General features: G+C 64.8%; 11 protein-coding genes. 1 reads left to right on the plus strand and 10 read right to left on the minus strand.

Annotated elements, in window-relative coordinates; genetic code table 11:
* Positions 1-525 precede the first annotated feature (525 nt).
* From ACIRG5_RS47950 to ACIRG5_RS47975, 6 genes are all read right to left on the minus strand, one after another.
* A complete protein-coding gene (locus tag ACIRG5_RS47950; protein WP_402918303.1) occupies positions 526-2,982 on the minus strand; it encodes a preprotein translocase subunit SecA in 2,457 nt (818 codons plus the stop codon).
* Positions 2,983-3,218: 236 nt separating this feature from the next.
* A complete protein-coding gene (locus ACIRG5_RS47955) occupies positions 3,219-4,391 on the minus strand; it encodes a hypothetical protein (protein ID WP_402918306.1) in 1,173 nt (390 codons plus the stop codon).
* Positions 4,392-4,458: 67 nt separating this feature from the next.
* Entirely contained in the window at positions 4,459-8,088 is a 3,630-nt protein-coding gene (locus ACIRG5_RS47960) for a TIR domain-containing protein (RefSeq protein WP_402918309.1), read from the minus strand.
* Between the two features lie 326 nt (positions 8,089-8,414).
* Positions 8,415-11,324: an NACHT domain-containing protein gene (locus ACIRG5_RS47965; RefSeq protein WP_402918312.1), complete on the minus strand. Its 2,910-nt coding sequence runs from the start codon at positions 11,322-11,324 to the stop codon at positions 8,415-8,417.
* A gap of 201 nt (positions 11,325-11,525) precedes the next feature.
* Positions 11,526-11,735 carry a hypothetical protein gene (locus ACIRG5_RS47970; protein WP_402918315.1) on the minus strand — a complete coding sequence of 70 codons (210 nt, stop codon included), beginning with the start codon at positions 11,733-11,735 and terminating at the stop codon, positions 11,526-11,528.
* Positions 11,736-11,758: 23 nt separating this feature from the next.
* A complete protein-coding gene (locus ACIRG5_RS47975) occupies positions 11,759-13,753 on the minus strand; it encodes a hypothetical protein (RefSeq protein WP_402918317.1) in 1,995 nt (664 codons plus the stop codon).
* Between the two features lie 989 nt (positions 13,754-14,742).
* Between ACIRG5_RS47975 and ACIRG5_RS47980 the strand changes: the two genes are divergently transcribed.
* Positions 14,743-17,475 carry an NACHT domain-containing protein gene (locus ACIRG5_RS47980; protein WP_402918320.1) on the plus strand — a complete coding sequence of 911 codons (2,733 nt, stop codon included), beginning with the start codon at positions 14,743-14,745 and terminating at the stop codon, positions 17,473-17,475.
* Positions 17,476-18,013: 538 nt separating this feature from the next.
* On the opposite strand, the gene ACIRG5_RS47985 is transcribed toward ACIRG5_RS47980, so the two are convergent.
* From ACIRG5_RS47985 to ACIRG5_RS48000, 4 genes are all read right to left on the minus strand, one after another.
* Positions 18,014-18,634 (minus strand): hypothetical protein, encoded by a 621-nt coding sequence (locus tag ACIRG5_RS47985; protein WP_402918323.1) that lies wholly within the window; start codon positions 18,632-18,634, stop codon positions 18,014-18,016.
* A 123-nt stretch (positions 18,635-18,757) separates the two neighbouring features.
* Positions 18,758-18,949: a hypothetical protein gene (locus tag ACIRG5_RS47990; protein ID WP_402918326.1), complete on the minus strand. Its 192-nt coding sequence runs from the start codon at positions 18,947-18,949 to the stop codon at positions 18,758-18,760.
* Positions 18,946-19,653 carry a class I SAM-dependent methyltransferase gene (locus ACIRG5_RS47995; RefSeq protein WP_402918329.1) on the minus strand — a complete coding sequence of 236 codons (708 nt, stop codon included), beginning with the start codon at positions 19,651-19,653 and terminating at the stop codon, positions 18,946-18,948. The genes ACIRG5_RS47990 and ACIRG5_RS47995 overlap by 4 nt, the downstream gene beginning before the upstream one ends.
* Positions 19,647-20,102 carry a glycosyltransferase gene (locus ACIRG5_RS48000; protein ID WP_402918339.1) on the minus strand — a complete coding sequence of 152 codons (456 nt, stop codon included), beginning with the start codon at positions 20,100-20,102 and terminating at the stop codon, positions 19,647-19,649. The genes ACIRG5_RS47995 and ACIRG5_RS48000 overlap by 7 nt, the downstream gene beginning before the upstream one ends.
* Positions 20,103-20,706: the final 604 nt, after the last annotated feature.

The raw sequence follows: 20,706 nt of genomic DNA on the forward strand, positions 1-20,706 counted from the left end.
CAAGTCTGACGCCTGGTGACCTCTCAGGTGGCGGCGAAGAGGTCACCGGCAGTCCATTGAGTGTCGATTCGCTGACCTGCGAATTCGTGAATCTCGGTGACAAGACTTCGCGCAGATCTCGGGAGTTGGAGGACGACTTCTGCTCCCAATTTGCTCCCACACAACGCAAGGGGCCTACCAACAAAGATCGTTGGCAGGCCCCTTGACCTGGTAAAACACACTGTGGGCGATACTGGGATCGAACCAGTGACCTCTTCGGTGTGAACTATGGCCACGAGACCGCGCTGACCTGCGAAAACAACACTTCTGCAGGTTGGCGCGGGTCCGTCCAGGCCTATTGAGGACCGTTCAGGTCTGTTTAACGCACGGAGTTGCTCCCAATCTGCTCCCACTCCGTGCTCCCAAGGCATGGCCCAAGTCTCCAAAGGAGACGCCTTGGCGTTCACAATCTGAATTGAGGGTCGCCATGAACAGCATTTGTGAGGCCCAACTAACAAGCGGTGTAGACCGTCCTTTTGTGGAAGATCACCTCGTGGCGCGCTTCGCTTTCCTTCGTTGTCGCTCGCGTGCAGACTGCCGAATCGGTTGCATGGCCTCCGGCGGTTGAAGACTGCCCAGCCACGGTTTGAGTTCATCGGGAAGTGGGCCGATGTCGCCGTCGTACTGGACGTGTTGCAGTTGTCGGGTTGCCTCGTCGTACAGGAAGACGACCGCCCGCGGCAGGGACAGCTGGTGCTTCTTGGCCTTCAGATAACCGGCTAGGCGCTTGTGGGCTTTCGCGAGACTTTCGTGCGGAGGATGGGTAGCCCACACGAGCAACCATCCTTCTGCAGGTTCTACTGTGCCGGTGACGGGCCAGGTGAGACTGCGGCCTTGGCCATCGCTTCGCGGTTCCGACAGCAGATGCTGCGCCGAGCCGGCCAGCTTGCGCTGGGCTTCGAAGGCGCCTGAGAGAAGGGTGGCGCCGATGCTGAGCCACCCGTAGACGCCTTGCGTATGGAGGAGGTCGGCGAGTGGTGCGAGCGGCGCCTCGACCATGGTGGGTTTCAGCGCGGAGGCGTCCGCGCCGTTCAGCTTGGCGTCGTGCCACCGGTCGAGCGAGTCGGTGCGAGATGTGATCAACGACCTAACTTGCCCGCGATAGCGGCGGCGTTGAGCGGTTTTGGGTTCGGGGAGAAACGGAAATGCTGCGCGCTCTTGGTCGGGGTCCGGTTCGACCCACAACCCTGACTCGAAGAAGTAGAGGAACAGGTCTAGTTCGTCCGGCGCGGAGTACAGCACCGTCACCTGTGGGTTGCGTCGTCGTCGTAGGTACAGCAGGAACTCTGCGGGCCGGTCGATGAGCTCCGTGATGAGTTCCAGATCGTGAATCGAGACGGTCCAGCAGATGTTCTCCGGCGCGAGCAGTCCGGCTCGAACGAGTTCGGCGGTCGCCGTGGCGACACTCGACAGGTCGTCGAGGCTCACCGCGATCGTGTGGATCTCCCGGATATGCGTCAGGTCGACCCAGCCTTCGCCCTCGACTCGGACACCGCCGTCGCCTTCGATCAGATCGCGCAGTCTGCCGGCCTGCTCGGCTGCCTTGGAGATGATGCTGGTGAGGTCGGTCTTGATGCGGTTGACCTTGCCGCCACGCGATAGCGCGCTCAGCGCGTTGGCCTTGTCCTCGACGATGATCGCCACGTCGTCGAGGAGAAAGAGGTGGTCCCCTTCGACGCGCTTGGTGTACTTGGCGGGATCTCCTGCTGTTTGTTCCTTCGGGGTTGCTGGGATGAAGTACTCGAAGCGCTCTGCGCCGCCGCGGTGGCTCGCGCCAGGAAGAACTTTCTCGAGCGCGGCCCGCGTCCGGTTTTCGAGAAGATCGCCGCGGTGCTTGCGGTAGGTCTCCCAGACCGGCGACGACTTGAGGTGCTCCTCGAAGTTCTCCTTGATCGCCCCCGCGATGAGAGCACTGTGCGGCAGCATGATGCGACCGCTGTCGTGGACCAGCACAGGGTGCGTGCGCAGAGGATTCCTGCCGGCCATGAAGTCGTCCGCGACTTCGGCGGGAGTGCTCGTGCCGAGATCGAGGCGGAATTGGTCCACGATCGCGCTGACACGGTCAGCCGGCTGTCCTGTTGCTGCTGAGATCTCCTCGATTCCTGCCGTGACCGTCTCGATCGCGGGCTCCCACATCGCGGAGAACTGTTCTTGTGCGGCGTTGCGCAGCATTGGGTCCGGCCCGGTTTCGGTCGTCGAGTTCATCGCGATGTCAACGGACTCGAACATCGCCTGCATGCGGGTGTTCAACTTGGCGATCTGGATGTCGTGGCAACTCTGTAGCACCGCAAGGACATCCGCGGCGGAGAAGCCGAGGTCGGCAAGGAGCGCTTGCCGAACCTCTGGACAATCCTCGAAGAGGCTGTGGACGGTCGCCTCGGCCACGTCGGCGTAGGAGGTGCTGCGCATCCAGACCTCGTTGCCCCGGACGTAGGCCGAGATCATGGCGAGCTTGTCGGTGGGCTTCGTGGTCGCCATGACGCGCAGCTGCGACAGGTGCATCAGGTGGTCGAGCTGGCTCTTCGCTGCGGGCACGAATTCGGTCGTCGACAGGTTGCTGCCGGAGCCACTGGAACCATTGGGTCCTTCGGCGGCCAGCGCGATCAAGGCCAGGAGTTCGACGTGGGCGGCGACTGCGTCGAGAGCTGACACAGGTGGACCGCCGAAACTCGACGGCAGGAACATGAGTCGGGCGACCTCGACGAGCCGCAGCGTGTCGAACTGGCGGACGTCGGCGACGAGTTGGCTGACGGCTTCGTCGAACGTCGCTCCGATACTCGCTGCGGGGTCGTCAGACGGCGTGAACGACTGGATCAGCTTCTCCATCGCCGTCAGTGAGTCGAGAACTGTGAGCGTGTGCACGTCAAAGGGCACGGCCTCAGCCAGTCGTGCCTGCTTCTGTCGCTGCTTCCGCGCGGCGCGGCGGCGGGACTTACCATTCATGTTAAAAGTGAATCACGTTGCGCCAAGTGGGTTTGCGGAGTGCGCGAGCTGTCCACTTTGTGGCCAATAGCCACGACGATGCTCGACGCGAGCCTCGCTTGCGATCGCCGCTGATCGAGTGTCAAGGACTCGTTCGCCCGACTGCTGTCCCATCACCACGAGCGCGATCCTCTGGACGATGGCCGCCCGTGCACGCTGTTCGCTGCGAAAGCAGCACATCGCCGGGGCGTGAAGGATCAGAGTTGTTCGACGAGTGACCGGAGTGTGCGGTGGAGGTTGATCGTGCGGCCCAGGCGTCGAGCGCTGTTGGCGATGTGCGACATGTGGGTTCTCTCGCCGACGATGTGATCGCAGTAGCCGGCCGCGGCGGTCAGGTAGATCATGTCGGTCAGGTCGTTCTCGGTCCACCTGAGGTTGGGATCGGACAGCTTCTCGTGCAGGACCTCGCGGAACAGTCCTAGCGCGGGCAGTTCCCGGATGTCGGCTTCGCTGCGATTCGTCAGCCAGTCGGACAGGTCCTCAGGCCGGGTGACGCCCGTCAGCCACGCCGCCTCGGCGAGCTCCTTGCCGAGGTCGGCGACGAACCTGAGATGCGTTCGCTGACGCCTGATCTCGGGGCCGGCCGGGTTGTCGCGGAGGAATGTCGCGAAGTCCTGGAACCCGGTGACCCAGCCCGCGACGCCGTCCATCGGGCAGGGCTCGGTGTCCAGCATCGCGTCGATGTCGGCGAGGACGCTGGTCTGAGACCGGACCGACCACTGCATCTCAGGAGATAGATCCGGCGATACCGGCGGGATCGCAAGGCCGCGAGCCTCGTGGACGACATCGGGCTCAAGGGTGACCGCGGCAGGGACTGCGAGGCTCTCGCCGCGGTACTGCCAGGTCAGGATCTGCTGGAGTTCGAGCTGGCGGAGGGAAAGTGGGTCTCTCAGCCTCCATCCGGCGGAGAGCTGTGCGATCGTGAGCGCGCGGCCGTAGCGTTGTTCCAGGTCGTTCTGCTTGCTGGTCTCGGCCATGTGCGCAGCCGACATGGGCAGTACCACCTCGTGTGCCCGTGCCAGGTCGATGAGCCTCTGGGAGGCGCGACGCTCGTCCTCGTTCCGCACTCGGGTGGGATCGTGGATCGTCTTGGCGAGAGTGCTCCAGTGGTTCTGATCCAGGTAGATCGTCGGTCGTCCGCGCAACGGTGCCAGATCGGTGGGACGGGGCAGCTCGAGGACGATTTCGTCACCCCTGGTCGTCCGCAGAACGAGCCGGAAGACCTGCGGCAGGAACGTCGACGAGTCGAGCATGCTGGTCGGTTCGAACACAGGGTGCCCCAGGTCTGCGGTTACCGCCCTGCCGTCGCTGAACGCGAGCACGACGGTCCCGTCGCGCATGTGATGAACGGCCAGGAGTTCACGGGGCATGTTCTCAATGATGAGGTCATGTCCACTCGTTTTCTGCGGCACGACACGGAGTTCGCCCGCCTCCGGGCTACTCGTCGTGGTCGTCCTCGGCTTCCCGATCCCAGTGTTTTCCCTGTGACAGAACGTATTCGGCGTGCTCGCGCAGGATCTGCGCGGTCTGGGGCCAGTTGCGTTCCACCTTGTCCGCCCAGGCGGTGTAGCGCGCCGCCTCCTCCCGCTCCCGCTGCCCTCCGTCGTACACGCCCCTGGCCGACACGCCTCCGTCGTTGGCCAGACCGAGGCCGAAGCCCGCGAGCAGCTCGTAGGCGTCCGGGAGTTCGAGAACATCGCGGACACCTTCAGCCGGCCAGGCACCGTCCTCTCCGTTCGGACCGGCGGAGATCAGCGATCCGATGGCTCGATCACCCGAGCGCCGCATGCCGTCCTCGCCCAAGGCTTCGCGCACATGCTGCACCCAGCCGAGCAGGTACGCCCGGTCCACCTGATCACCGGTCTGCCCCGGTATGCAGCGCATGCGCTCCCCGGTCATGTAGAACCGCAGTGCCTTGGGGTTCAGCTTCTCGGTCGGCAGGTAGCGGAACTGGTGCAGTTTGACGAACTCGTTGGGGTCATCGGCGATCAGCGCCAGCAACGCCCGAGGAGGCCGGTCGTGGAACACGCCGGTGAACGCGATTTCCCACCACGCGACGGCATGCAGGTCGTGCCCGCTCGTGTGGAGGTAGGTCACGAGACGTTCCAGCGCGTAGGCGGTGTGAGAGTTGATCGACTGAGGGGACTTCAGCAGGCTGTCGAAAGCGGCCTCGATCAGATCGGCTGAAGGCCGCCAGTCTCCACTCTTCTCGTGCAACGCCAACGACAACGCATCGATGACGGGTGCCGGTCGGTCGTGTTCGAGGATCTCGGCCAGGTACCTCTCCGGCTGTTCGTCCGGGTAGGGGAAAGCCGGGACGAACATCCAGAACCGGTCGCGCACCTCTGGGACTTCCTCTGCGACCAGTTCCACGGCCCAGTTCACCGGTAGCGAGAACAGGAACGCGGTCCTGGCAGAGGTCTCCTCCGGCAAGGACGCGATCGCTTCGGTGATCCAGCCGCGCCCACCGTCGTGCGCTTGGCGGCGTACCCACCCGTCCGCGAAGTCGGTGCCCAGCACGGCGAACACCTCGTCTCGCACCGTGTCGCCTGCGACCTGCGCCAGCGTCCAGCCGACCAGGTTCCCCCGATCGCTCGCCGCCGCCAGCCGCACCAGGCCTTCGGTGCCGTGCCGTGCGAACTCCGCGGCGACGACCTCGCGTTGCCGCTGTTCGAGGACTGCGCGGTGGCGGTCGAGGTCGGTGCGGTCGACGCCGGAGAGATCAGGGTGCCAGCCGAACAGCCAGGCGTGTCGTGTCGGATCGGCGTCCGGCTCGTTGCGGTCCAGGAAGGCCGACAACCGCGTGAGCTGTTCGGAGGAGAGGTTGCGGGGCAGCTCGACGGCGCCTGATTCGTGGCGAACGATCTTGTTGCCCTCCTCCCACAACGCTCGTGCGCCGTCGTCGCCCAGCCCCTCGGCATCGAGCGCTTTCAGAGCTGTCAGGAATCGATCACGGCCAGCAGGGTGAAGCGAGGGGATGCGTTGCAGGAAATCAGCCCAGCGCTGAGGCACAGCTGCCAGATCCGCCAGCACGGCGCTGAGCAGGTCATCGCGGTACGCCTCCGCTGCCTCAGGTGATGCCTGTTCGGCGCCAGTCCAGTCGACCCGGACGGTTGGCCGCGCAAGGTACAACAGGAAACCGTTCGGCTCGGTCAGGTCCATCAGCAGTTGCCATCCCACCGCCTGGTGGCGAGCTCGGACCTGGTTGACCATGGTCGATCGGCGGTCCAGCGGGATGGGGCTCACCGGGGCGACGGTGAGCGCGTTCACCAGTGACAGGGCTGGTCGGGTGCTCAGTCGGCCTCCCGGGTCGACCTCGGCCAGGCGGGCGAGGATCAGCACTGCCCGGCCGCGGTGCTCCTGATTCCACAGCAGCGTCTCCAACGCCCACAACAGACCCGTGTGCGCGGAGTGCCGGTGCAGTTGGTGGCCTGTCTCATCCTCGAACATCACTCGAAGGAGTGCGTTCTCGTCTCGTAGTGCCGAGTCCGCCGCGTCGAGGAAAGCTCGTGGGCTTGCCTCGGCGAGCAGCGGCAGCACATCGCTGAGGGACCGCCACAACAAGCCGGTGCGGTCCTCGTTGGCTTTCCCCAAAAGCTGAATGACGACGCGTGCAGCGTGTGTCGCCGCTTCAACGCCCCCCAATAGAGCGGCTCCGGCGTCACCGAGACGGGCCAGACCGTGAGCGAGCCCCTCGCGCAGCTCGTCGGACCAGGTGCGCTTGATGCCCTTGATCCCGGCCGACATCATCTCCGGCTCAGGAAGGTCGAGCACCGGATCGACCTCGCTCAACACCTCGATCGCCGACTCGCTGAACAACCGCAAGTCTGTGGCGGTGAGCAGGGACCTCAGCTGCGTCCACACGTCGTACGGGTCAGCGAGTTGCCAGCGCGAACCGCTGCGGTGGACCAGCGGGTCCCCATGGTTTGCCGTGGCCGTCGCGAACCTGTCGACCTCTGCATAATCGTGGCCGGTGATGCGCGCGATGACGCCGTGGTCGGCCTCGTTCGTGGCGGACCACCTGCTCACCAGCGCCAACGGGGCGGCGAGTGCCGCGTCAGGTGCCCTCGTCCAGGCGGGACGAGGCTGGTTCGGGTGAAGCCTGCGGTTCACCGCTCGCCAACTGCGCCGTATGAGGCCCGCGTACTCGTCAGCTTCGTGCAGCGGCATGTCCTGGGCGAGAAAGGCGTCACGTGCTCGGTCGCGTGGGACCCGCGGCAGGACAACGGCGTCTCGCAGGGCTTCGAACCCGTCGCGGGCGATGATCACGTGCCTGGTGTTCTGCATCTGCTTGACCGGGACGCTGTCGCTGATCACCACGGCGGGAAACGACATCGGGATCTTGGCCGCATGGTCCCAGCCGGCCTCGGAAGTCAGCAGAACCGCGCGGTGGTGCGGATCGTGCCGGTGAAGAACCGCTGCCACGAACGCGGCCACCTCGTCCATGGTCTGCCCCTGGACGACCAGGTTTCCCGGAGGGCCGGCCAACCACGACCGCAGGGTCTCGGCGGCGTCCTCCCGTCCGAGGAGGACGAGATCCGAGGGGAGCGCGGAGCCGCCGAACAGCGACAGCTCGTGGCTCCAGGCGGCCAGGTCCTTGATCCCGTCCCGGACACCGATCCCCAGTTCGGGCACATCGTTGATCAGCCGGTTGATCAAACCAGGAAAGACGTGCTGGTCACGATAGGTGAGCCGGACGTACTGGCACTTGGCCAGACCAGCCAGGTCCTCGGGCAACTCCTGTGCTCCGTGCATCGGGCCTGTGTGCGCGAGGACAGGGATGACGGGCTTACCTGCGGCAAGCGCCGTCGCGATCTCCCGGCGGACGATGTCATCTGGGGTGAACAACCGTTCTCCGAACTCCGTCAGCCACCTCTCGCCGATCACCACGATCATCGCGGAGCAGTTGTCCACGGCGTCCCAGAGGAGCGGTTCGAAGTCGCGTCCGAGCTCGATGGACCTGCTTGAGCGAAAGACCTGGTCGTCGCCGAAGACCGACCTGAGCTCTGCGTCCAGCCAGCCCGCCATGTCGTTGCCATCACGGACGCGGAAGTTGATGAACAGCATGGAGGAAGGGTGCTCTGCAACCGGAGCGAGCACCACCCGTTTCCCGTTTCCTCCGGTGGTCCTTTCGGGGAGACGACGACGCGGCCGCTTTGATCCGTCGGCCCGTGCCTGTTGCGGCGGACGACGATCCGTTGGCCGCTGGCGTGGAGACTTAAGGTGCGGCGGATCTGCGGGGCGTGCGGCGATACCGCACCGGCCACGGGCAAATGCGGCCCCTGAGCTGGGTAGCGAGCAGGCCGCTGGTCGGATCATGGCTTGGTTGAAGGAAATCGTCTGGCCGAAGCTGGAGGGCGGGCCACTTCGGTGTTGTGTGCAAGGGGTTGTCATCACCATTGCGGTGCGGTGCCGCCCAACGTCGTCGGGGGGTAGTGACGCCGACCGGCCTCTGACCACGACCATTCGATCATGGCTGCGATCAGAAGATGTACTGCTGCTCCTTCCATGGGCTCGATGTCGTCGATTCGGCCATGTTTGTGCCGTGCGAGTTCGAAGAGCGGCTTCCCTTGCGCGGGAAGGTGCTCAGCAAGCGGTTCGATGACATCGAAGACCTCAGGGAGACGGTAGGCTGCGGCGGCTACCGCGATCGGAGGTAGCTGCTCTTCGCGACCAACGGCCCACGCCGCGAGGAGGCCTGCCAAGCCGTGCGGGAACGTCCCTGTCTTGTTGCGCAGTAGGTTCCAGACTTCTTCGGCGGGCCGCGAGTTGTACTCCGCCGCCTCTTCGAGCAGCTCGATGGTTATAGCCGGCCAGTTGTTGATCGGAACCGCACGTAGGACGGCGAACAGGCGGTGCGCGATGTTCAGGTTGCTGAGCACCTCGTCCGCCTGGCTCAGGCCAACCGCAGCATGACCGATTGCCAGGAGTTGCGCGGCTTCGTTCTGGTCGGCCAGCAAGTAGGTGTGGACTCCGACATCGAGGTCTCGCCCTAGAGGCCTTTGGTTCCAACGCAAGTGGCCGTTGTCGATGCTGAGGGAATTGACCAGCTCTTGGAACTGGGGCTGGTCCAAGCCCGCCTTCCAGAGCGATACGCACGAATTCCAGTGTTCTTGGGAGTCATCGGGCCAGACGCTGGCGAGCTCGACCGGGCGTCCGTCGGCGATGGCGAGACGCAGTACGAACAGGTTAGCGGAGTATGCGGCCAAGGTGCGGATGTGGTTGCGTTGCAGGGACTGGTAGGCGATGTAGCGCCTCGGTTCGGCACGGGTCGGGAATCCGCGGATGAGCGAGTCCACTGCACCGACCAGGTTCGAGCCGTTCGGGTCGACTCGGAACTTGTGAGCCAGGAAACTCGTGATCGGTGAGCGCCGGGAGAGAGGTTGATGTGAGAGCAGAGCGAAGAGCAGATCGTCGTCAGGCTTTGTCTTGCCGCGCAACGCTGTGATAACCGCGATCTCGGCTACGGTGTCGTACAGCTGAGAGGCGACCAGATATTCGGCGAACGTAGCGTGCAGGAACTCATAACTGCGTTGCTGTTTCGCCGACGTGGTCGCTGTAGCCGTGTGGACGAAGAAGAACTGGCCGAGTACATGTTCGCCGGAGGTCACCAGCTCTTCGAGGTGAGTCAGGTCTGCTGCGAGTTCAGCTTCGCTGATGTTCTGGCTGCCGCGGTTGAACATGCCGAGCGCGGCGATCGCCAGCCTGCGAAGCAGATCGGGGACCGTTTCGGTGACATTGGGTTGGTCTGGTCGTGCCACCTCGCGCTCTGCATAGGCCTCCAGCAGTTGCTTGTACAGTTCGGCCTTGGAGAGGTCCGTGCGCAGTTCTACGTCAGGGTCGGAGAAGTAGAGCGCCAGCATCATCAACAGCAGGGGCTGTCCGGCGATGTCGCGTTGAGCGAGTGCGATGTCGAGAGGTATCTGACGGGTGGAGTCGTTCGTGTTCACCCGATTCCACCGCGAGAGCCACTCCTCGATCTGCGAGTCGTCGAAGTCTTTGATCTTGAGAACCGGGCAGCCGTCTGGAAGCAGAACGCGGTCGGCGACGACGGTGCGGGAGGTGACGACGACCGCTATCGGACGGTCAAGCACAGCTTCTACACGCTGAAACTCGATGACGTCGTGGAGGTAGCTCAGCCGGCTGTGCGTGCTGGCTTGGATCAGCTCGTCCAGGCCGTCCAGCAGAACTACCCGGACGCTGTCTTCGGATTGGTCGGAGAGTTCAGCCCACGAGACCCGCCCGTTGCTGCTTTGTACCAGCGCTTCGCGGATCTGTTCGCTGATCGACGCATCGGCCTCCACTGCTCTCAGCGGTACCCGCACCACCGTGTATCCCCTCTCAGAGAGACGTGCGGCGAGCACCTTGGTGAGCAGCGACTTCCCCGCGCCCGGATGCCCGAGCACGACCAGTGGGCGTTCTGTCGCTTCGAAGGAGGTGAAATGTCGAGCAAGGACGAGCTCGAGATCGGTGCCAGTCTCATGCCCCTGCTCGTACCTGGGGCTGATGAAGATCTCGTCGACCGTGGGGAAGGTCAGTCCGCCTCCGTATCCGTGGCTGTCGACTACTGGCCGGGCCAGTTCGCTTCGGTTGATGGTGGCAACGGTCGTGGCGGCGCCACGTGCGGGCGGTCCTGGCTGCAGAAGCGTCTCCAGGCGGCCCAGGGCTGTGTGGGTGTATCTGTGCTCCATCTGGTCCGCCCATACCGCGAACTCCGGCACCTTCACTTTCAGCTGCTGATACAGATGTCGATAGCGCTCTCCGGTCTCGAGCACGACCCGACGCCGATCCTCCTCTTTGAAGGCGCCGAACGTTGTCTCCACGCCGTGCAGCACTGCGACGTTGGCCCAACCCTCAACGGCCTTGACGACCTGATCGAAGTTCTTGGTCGCGGAGGGAGTCGGTACGGGACCGGTGTAGATGTGGTGAAGGAGGGCGTGGGCCGGCTCCTTCAAATCGAGCGTGCCTTTGAGTCGCACGTCCAAGACGCTTCGGACCGCGTCGAAGAACGCGGTGGCCACGATGATCGTGTGCGCCGCGATGACCAGTTCGTGTCGCTCGAGACCACGCTTGTCGGCCAACTTGGACGTCACCGTGTCAACACCCTCACGAAGAAGACGCATCGCCTCGTTCTTTTGGTCGACCCACCCCCACACCGCGCTCAGGGGGTTGGTCGTCGGTAGGCCACCCGCGGTGAGGATGAAGCCCCCGAGCACGAGGTCAAGGGCTTTCACCCAGCTTGGTGTGTCCGCTCCGAAGATTTTCAGCGCGCCGCGGAATGAGATCGCCGGGTTTCTCGCCACGAGGAGATCGTCGCTCTCGGTGAGGTGATCGTTACACCTTGAGTGCGGGTGCGCCGCTGGAAACTCCGTCGGCTTGGTGTCAGGTGTGGCGCATGCGTCAGGAGCGGAGCGGGTGGAAGAACTCGCGGATCTCGGTGACCAGTTCCTCCGGCTGCTCCAATGCCCCGAGGTGACCGCCGCGGTCGAAGGCGGTGAATCGGGTCAGGTGTAGCTGCGGCGCACCAGTTCCTCGGGCGGAGTGACGATTTCCTTGGCGAAGAGAGCGAAACCGGTGGGCGTGCCGCCGGAGCCGGGCGCGAGCATGCCCTCGTTGTGCTGGGCCTCGTAGTACAGGCGAGCGGAAGTCGCGGCCGTGTTGGTGAACCAGTAGAGAGTGATGTTGGTGAGGAGCTCGTCGAGACTTTGTGCCATCGTTCGAAGATTACGGCGATGGGTCACCACGAGTGCCCGCTGAGGGACGGGAAGTCGTCCGCCGGTCGTTGCCGGTTCACCGCGGTGAAGCGATGGCGCCAGTAGCTGGTGTGCTTGGCCAGTTCGTCGATGAGGGGGATACAACCGGTGGGGTCGTTCCAGCCCTGGTCCTCGAGGAGGGGGACCGAGCTGTCCGAGCGTGTGGCCATCCGGCGCACCGTGTCAACGGCGCTGTCGAGCAGCAATCGCAGTTCGTGCGAGTCGGCTGCGAGCTGGGCGGCCGCGGACGAGTCGGTGAGGGCCGGCCGCTGGTCGACAGCGAGCTGACGCAGGTCAGCTGCCGTCAGCACGTCGGATTCGTCGGGCGCCACCGGGGTGTCCCACGCGCAGCCACCCGCGGGGACTCGGCGCACGGGCAGACGCCGGCGGCCGTCAAAGATTGCCTGGGCGAGCTGCTGCAGGCCGGCTGCGGTACCGGCAAGTTTCTGGAGCACCACGTCAGGTTCAGCGGCCTTGCCCTCGCCGGGGTTGCTGCGGGTCAGCTGAGGAGCACCACCCTGTGGTGCGCAGATCAGGTAGAACGCGCCTCTGGTGACCAGCTGAAGGGTGGCCGGCCCGGCCTCGGCTTTGCCCCCGAGAGCACGGTCCAGGACGCCAGGCGCGGTCTCGTCGAGTTCGGCGAGGGCTTCGGCGAGGAGCGCTTCCGGCGGTCGCGGGTCGAACTTCTGGGCGCGCAGGTCCGTCCATCTCAGTGCACGTTCCATCGCCGAACGCCGGGTATCCAGGTCGTGACATCCCCGGAGTAACCGGCACACGACGTGCGCCACGACCTCGCTGCGGGCGTGGGTTCGTACGTTGCCGGTGACACCGCGGGTTCTCAGCGCATCGCTGATGTCCTTGTCCCGAGCCGATTTGGGCACCGTGAGCATGGACGAGACGGCGATCATGGCGATGTCGTCCGGGCGGACGGTTCCGGTCGCCAAAGCCGCGTGTGGTTGATCGAGCCACCAACGGATGTCGTCGGTTGTGTGCCCTCCCGGCGGAACCACGAGAGTTCCCTTCTGGTGCAGCCAGGAGACGACCGCGTCCGCTCGGGTCTGCCAGTCGGTGGCAGGGCTGAACGGGGTCGGGCGGTCCAAGTGCTGCTGCGCGACGACCCGGCGCCGCACTTCGTCGAGCCGGACCTTGCCCGTCACGGACACGACCATCTTGGCGCTGGGCATCACCGCGCGCCGGAGCTTCTTGCCCTCACTGCGCGCGATCCTGTTGCCGGCCAGCACCTTGCCCGCGATCGAGAGGACCTCGGCGCGCCGCTTCGACAGCGCATGCCTCGCGAAGTCCTGGCCGTTCGCGGGAATCGTCCGCAGCCACTCGAGGACGTGAGCCGCTTCGACACCCTCGGCGTCCTGGGCGAAGTAGGTGCGACCATAGCTGTCGGCGGTCTCCCAGCCCGCAATTCCAGGCTGGATCTGCGCGAACTCGATCACCAGTGGGAACAGGATGCCGCCGACGCGGATGCCGTTGGCCCTGATGTCGTCGCCGTACTGGTTGTTCGCCAGGATCTCGTCGTCCACCTTGGCGAGCTCGCCGAAGTAGAACCTCATCGCCGTGTCCACGTCGGTGGTGCCGTCTAGGCACAGCTTCAACGTGGAGTTGTCCTCGGCGGAGGTGTACGCGGGCATGCGGTACCTGCCCTCGTGCCGGTGTGCCGACATCCGGAGGTTCTCGGGGGCGCGGATCAACGGCGCGGTGAGCACGTCGATCTTGATGACCTTGGCGGTGACCCCCGCTGCCAGCACCTCTTCGCGAGGCTTCTTCAACTGCTTGATGGCGTCCTGCGGATCCGCCGCGAGCCAGGCGGTCACCGCACCGACCTGGGGGTTCAGGCCAGCCTCGACGGCCAGGTCCCGGATCGTCGTGAACTGGGCGTAGGTGAGCCTGCTGATCTGCGCCGCGCGAGTCAGCAGCTCTGAACCAGTGTCGAACGCGTAGTCACCACTCGTAGCGTCACTGTGCACAACTCTCCTCGTACGCTCGTCCAGCGCGCACGTCGGCACGCTCGTCCTGCGCGATCAATGCGAGAAGCCCTCGGCATCGCCACCCTGGCGGTCACGAGAAGGCTCGAGCCGATGGGGTGGAGCGCGCCGACGCGCGAACGGTGTTCAGCAGCCACGAGGTGCTCGTGCTGGGTTCGTTGACGGGGAAACAGAAGTCACCGCCAGCGCACTGCTCTTCGTCGGCGAGCGATCGCCGACGCGGAAATTAGCAACGGAGTGACACTGGAAGATCTCCAAGTCGAGCTACTTTTGGTGATCGAATACATCGCTGAACAGAGTGAGTGGCATCAACCTGAACGGGTTGCAGTACCTTCGTAGTTGCGTAGAGCACCGGGATCTGCTGGTGTCAGCTGGCCGGATCGCTCGAACGAAGCACGCGCGTGTGCCTGATGGTTCCGACCTCGGGCTTCGGCCGGTTGTCCTTTCGTGATCAAGAAATCACCCGGTCGGTAGTTCTGCGGGCTCAGGTAGCCGCCATCCCGAGGCTGGCTTCGGCCCGTCATCGCGTGGATCAACACACCATCCGGGCGGATCCCCACCAGGGGCGTCGAGCATCTCAACGGGATCCCCGTGACGGGCGCTCGGTTCAGCGAGGCCCGCATGACAGATCAAGGCCTTGGAGCTGCGCCATCGTCACCGGTGGACCGACGTTGCTGAGTTGCTGGTCCCGCATGCTGAGGCGGCAGCGCGGTTGCGAAGCGAGGGCGGCCCCACCCTGACCCGCCACTACGAAGGCTGCACGATCTTCTTCTACGGCCGGACCAAAGCGCACCCACCCTGTGGCCTGAGTGCATTGCTGATCGGCACGTTCTCCGTCACGGGGACATTATCGCGAACTGCCCGCAGTCGGCCATTCCACAGCAGAAAGACATGCCAAAAAGTGGACAATCTCGCGGCTGTCGAAGTGGTGGCGTGCGGTTGACCTGGTGCACCAGGTATTGGTGATCGTTATGTCCGAACTGGCGAACATCACGGCCCACGTCGCGGTCGTAGCCACCAACAAGCTGGTCAGGCGCGATATACGCGACCAGCTGCACAAGGGTGCCCGTGACGCAATGCGCGAGGTCATGAGCTCGCAGGAGTCGGCGGCGTTCGTCGAGGCTCTCAACCCGGCCTGCACGGAGGCCATCGGGCGATACCTCAAATCGCCGGACTTCGAGGAGGTGACCCGCCAATTCGCGTTGTGGAGGCTCCTTACCGATCGCACCGCACCCAAAGACGTCCAGCAGGGCCTGCGCGAAGCGGTACACCTGGGGCTGGGACATGCGGGGCATTGGCGGCCAGACGACCTCGTAACTGCGGCGAAGGTGGTGTACGACCAGATGCGGGGCGCGGTGATGAGGTGCATCGCCCCTCTGCAGCCGGGCGATGTGGATCAAGCAGTGGGCGTGTCGGCCGCACAACTCGCAAACGCGGCCATCGGCAACAACAACCTCCTCATGAGGGTCGAGTCTCTTGCGGCCTTTCACTCCTTCGCACGACGCATGGGGTCACAGGTCCGTTCTCAGCACGCTGAAATGCGGATGCCTCATCTCGGAATGAGCAGGTCGGTCTCGTACGACCGCTTGTACGTCAAACCCTCCCTGGGAAATCTCGAAGACATCACCCTGCCAGGCAGGCGCTCGGTGATACTGGGCGATCCTGGCGCGGGCAAGTCGACGCTCGTCGCGAAGATGGCCTGGGAAGTCGCGTCTGCCAAGAACGGACGAGTGCCGTTCCTCGTGGTGCTCAGGAATTTCACCTCTGCCTTTCGTGCCGGAGGGGTGAGCCTCGTGTCGCATCTGGAGGCTGTCTGCCGCGAGCCGTACGGTCTTGAGCCTCCACCGGACGCGGTCGAGTACCTCCTGCGCAACGGCCGCGCGGTGGTGCTTCTGGACGGCGTCGACGAACTCATCGACCCCGACGTGCGACAGCGGTTCGCGAGGTTGGTCGAGTCGTTCGCCGAGCTCTACCCGCTCGTGCCTCTCGTGGTGACCGCACGCAAGATCGGTTACGAGATCGCGCCGTTGAACCCGAGATCGTTCCAGACCGCCGTGATCGAGGAGTTCGACGATCCGAGAGTAAACCGCTATGTGAGATCGTGGTTCGTGCTCGACAGCAGCACCCCGGTGAACGAGCGGCCGAAGCTCGCACAGTCGTTCCTGCGGGAGAGCGAGTCATTGGGCGAACTGCGCAAGAACCCGTTGATGCTCGCGCTGTTGTGCGCCATGTACTCCAGCGAGCACTACCTGCCCACCAACTTGGCGCAGGCGTACGAGAAGTGCGCGCTGATGATGTTCGACCAGTGGGATCGGATGCGGGACCTGCCGATGCCGACCCGGTTCGAAAGCCATCTTCGTGGCGCGGTCGGTTACCTGGCTTGGCGACAGCTGACCGCGGAGAACTCCGGAACGGCATGGCCACGAGGCCGGATCGTGGCAATGCTGACGCAGTACCTGGAACGCAAGGGCTTCGACGCCGAGGAGGCCGAAGACAACGCAAACAGGTTTGTGGACTTCTGCACAGGCCGCCCTTGGGTTCTTACCGACACCGGTACGGGCCAGGCGGAACTGAGGTACGGCTTCACACACCGAACATTCCTGGAGTTCTTCGCCGCCGATCATCTGGTGCGCACGAACCGGACGGCCGGACCATTGTGGGCAGCATTGCGGCCGATCCTGCTCAAGGGCTCTGGTGGAGTGGTACCGCAGATCGCTCTGCAACTTTACGATCAGAAACACGACGATGGAGCGAGTGATCTGCTTCGGCTGGTAGTAGAGGAAGGAAGCTTCCTGAGCACGCGGTTCGCCGCCGAATCGCTCCGCTACATCCAGCCCAGTCCCCAGGCCACGCGGGCGGTGGTGCGCTCAGCTGTGCGCCTGGCCGCCGGTCACCCGGTCGAAAATCGATTCCACTACTGGTTGCCCTGGCAGGTCGAGCTCTATCAGGTGCGCGACGATGAACCACTCACCATTCTCGGTGAGTGCTCGCGGAACAACCGTTCAGCCGTGGAGAAGGCGCTCGACGCGGAGTTGGACTCCGGCGAGTACGAGACAGGCCTCGCCAACTGGTTGAGGTACAGCTGGTTTGGGCCAAGACCGCGCAGGAACAGACCAAAACCTTGGGCGAGTGTGCTGCACAGCTCAGGCGATTTGTCCGGCCTAGTGGAGGAGTTCGGCCCACACGTGCTCTACCTTTGCTACTGGTCACCCCAAGCAATCGGCCGCAGTCTGGCCCAGCAGATGCTCATGGGTACGCCCCTGGAGTTCGACCCCGAGGTCTTGCTTCGGGCGCGGTTGCCCTGGCTGGACGGCGGCACGTGGTGGAAGCAACGCAGGCTGTCCCGTCTCCGGGGAGACATGATCACCAAGGAGGCGAACATGAGGCACTCGTTGCTCGCGTTGCCGTTCCTGGAAACCGCTATCGAGAGCCAGCAGTATCCACAGGACGTTCGGCGCGCCCAACCCTCGCTGGGAGACATTCGCCAGGCAGGAGGGCGGGTTGACCTTCGGCATCTGGACCTTCCCGACAACGTGCGCGAGTTCTTGGAGGGCTGGTGCAGGCGCGACTTCAGCGTGGTCGGCCCGGCCACGGAAGAAGGATCTCGGCGCGAACGTTCAGGAATGCCGGTCAGCCTGGAGATACTGGGCTGGCCGGATCCCAGCCCCGTGAGGCCCCGTCGACGCCGTGCTCTCGAACCTTGAGAGCGAGTTGATTGTCCCGTTGGGACGATGGGTGCTACGTGAGGCCTGTCCGCAGGAGCGGCGATGGCTGACTGAGTTCGGTGACGCGGCACCGTATATGTCGGTGAACATCGCCGAGTGACAAGCGCGTGATCCTGAGTTGATTTACGACGTGCGCCGGACCCTCGACGAGGGTGGACTGCCGGCGCAACAACTCCAACTGGCCTGAACTACCGGTTCAGCAGCGCGTCGGGAATGCAGGACTGGTCTACTGGATGGATACGTTCAACATCGCTTACAGCCCGGTCGACGCCGATGTGTTCCTGGGAACACCAACCCGCCTCGTTGATGAACGAGGCTCTGTGCCGTAGGCCCGGCACTGGGTGCCGTCCGTTCTCGGCATGAGAGTGTGTTCGGCGATGCCGGATTCGGTCGTGCTCTCTGCGTGGACGGGAACGTCGCGCAGACAAACGCCGAGCACCGCACTGAATGGTTCCTCCCGCCACGCTGAGGTACTCGTCCTGGTGCGAAGCGCCGATGCCGAGCTTGTCCTGGTCGGTCAGGCCGACGGGGTGAATGTGGCTGTGGTAGCGGGTTCTCCCGCGAGCGCGGCGTGTGCGAGCAGGACGGCTCCGGCGGTCCAGGTGGTGCGTTCGTCGGGCCACAGCACGTCGTTCTCGTACTGGTAGCCGGTCCAGTACGAACCGTCGGTGTCGCGGAGGCGTTCGACGTCGCGGAGCAGCTGATCGGCTTGGTCGAGGTGGCCGCGTACGGCGAGTACGAGTGCGAGTTCGGCGGTCTCGCCACCGGTGACCCAGGGCTGGTCGTCGACGCAGCGGACGCCGAGGCCGGCGACGACGAACTCGTGCCACCTCCGGCTCAGCGCCGTCGTGTCGAGCACTCCGCCCAGCACGGGGTAGTACCAGTCCATCGAGTGAGGCTTCGGCAGGAACTTCTCGGGTCCGCGGATCGCGTCCGCCAGCTGTCCCGCGGCGGCCGACCACGATGGTCGTGGATCCTCGACGGCGTGTGCGAGGTGGCTCGCGCTTCGTATCGCGTGGTGGATGCTGGAGCAGCCCGCGCGCAGTGTGATGTCAGAGCCGGGCAGCCAGGGGATGGTTCCGTCGGCTCGTTGAAGGCCGAGCACGAACTCGATCGCGGCGTGCACCGTGGGCCACATGGCCGTCAGGAAGCCATGATCGCCGGTCAGGAGCCAGTGGTGGTGGATGCCGACGGCGATGTAGGCGCTGTAGTTGGTGTCGCGTGCGGTGTCGGCCGGTTCACCGTCCTGATAGGACGTGTATCAGGAGCCGTCGTCGTTCTGGGTGCGGGCGAGCCACTCGTAGGCGGCGCGGCTTTCGTCCAGCAGGCCGGCGACGGCCATGCCCATCGCGGCCTCGGTGTGGTTCCACGGGTCGACGTGCCGCCCAGCCTCCCAGGGGATGGCTCCGTTGGAGTGTTGTACCGCGGCGATGGACTTGGCGGTGTCGTTCACAGCTTGACCGCGTAGAGGACGAAGCTCTTGCCCAGCAACGGATTTAGGGCGCGTTTCGCGAGCCGGGTCAGTGGATGGTTTCGCCTCATCTCCCAGACGAGCGCGTCGTGATAGGCCTTGACGAGCCGGGTCTCATTGTCGACCCCGACCAGACATTTGAGCCACCACCAGGGCGAGTGGAACGCGTGAGCGTGATGGCTGCCGATCACCCGCAATCCGGCCTTGCACACGAGGTCGGTGAGGGTCGAGCGGCGGTAGATGCGCACGTGGCCGCCCTCGATTTCGTGATAGGGCGTCGACAAAGCCCAGCAGATGCGTTCGGGGAACCAGCGCGGCACGGTGATCGCCATCAGACCACCTGGCGCGAGCACGCGGACGAGTTCATCGAAGATCGCTGCGTCGTCAGGAAGATGTTCGAGGACCTCGGCGGCGATGACGCGGTCGAATGCGCCATCCGGGAACGGCAGTGCGGCGCCATCGGCGCGTACGGCGCGAGCCGTGGCGTGTGGCGGTGCTTCGCCGACGTCCGCCATGGCTTCGAACATGCCCTGGACGTTCTTGAGCGCGGTGTCGTCGAGGTCGAGCGCGATGACGTCGGCGCCCCGGCGGTAGGCCTCGAAGGCGTGCCGGCCGTCACCGCAGCCGAAGTCGAGCACCCGGTTCCCCGTGGTGGTGGGGAACCGGTCGAAGTTGATCGTCAGCACGTCACGCCGTTTCGTTGGTCGTCGAGAAGAAGCCGGTACGCCTGTGCCGTCGCCTCGGCGGTGGCGTGCCAGGTGTAACCGGCGGTGCGGATCACGCCGCGGTCGCCGAGCTCACGGCGGAGCTGGTGGTCGTTCAACAGCGTCCGCAGGGCGTGGGCGAGCGCGGACGAGTTGCCTGCTGGGACCACGACGCCGCAGTCGCCGACGACCTCCGGCAGAGCACCTCCGTCCGAGACGACGAGGGGAGTGCCGCACGCCATCGCTTCGATCGCGGGCAGCGCGAAGCCTTCGTACAGTGACGGAACGCATGCCACTTCGGCTGAGCACAGCAGTTCCGCGAGATCCTGCTCGGAAAGTCCTGTTCGGACAGTAACGCGGTCGGGCAGCGGTCCTTTGACGTTGCCGACGACGATCAGTTTCCGGGCCCACTCCTCCGGCGAAGTTCTGATGGGACCTTCTCAGCCTGTTCCACGTCGAAAGGGTCGGGGCGAGGAGTGAGCCTGCGCGCTCACCTGACGAGGAGGGTCGCAGTGTGAGTCCTGGCTGGGGTAGCGCACAGCTGCTCATGGCGTGGTTGCGCGACCTGGCCGCCGACATGGCGAGGCTGTCGCACAACAGTCTCCTGGGCGGGGCCGATGGCGCAGGACAACCCCGGCTTCAGCTTCACGTGGGCGGAAGCGTGCGCGCAGATCGCGTTGCTGATCTTCGTGGGCCTCGAACCCTCACACCACTTGATCGGCAGCGCGGAGCTCGGGCTGCACCGGTTCCCGCGCAGCGGGCGCTGCTGGCGGAGCAGCCTCGCCTGTGGCCGGACAAAGGGGCCTATGGCTGCGTGGTTGTCCTCAGAACGCTGGGGCGAAGCCTGAGATCGAGGTGGTGTGCCGGTTCGGTAATCGGCCGGCAGGCGGGTGCTCCGCTCTGAGGTGTCCGGGTGGTGGCGTGACAACGATGGGCGGGTGGGTGAGGTCGACTCGGGACGCGGTGCTGGCCTCGCAGCCAGTCCGTTTCCCCGAGCCGCCTCCCGCACCGGACGTGCGCCTCTCAACGCATCCG

The sequence above is a fragment of the Lentzea sp. NPDC102401 genome, from assembly GCF_044765805.1.
Lineage (GTDB): Bacteria > Actinomycetota > Actinomycetes > Mycobacteriales > Pseudonocardiaceae > Lentzea > Lentzea sokolovensis.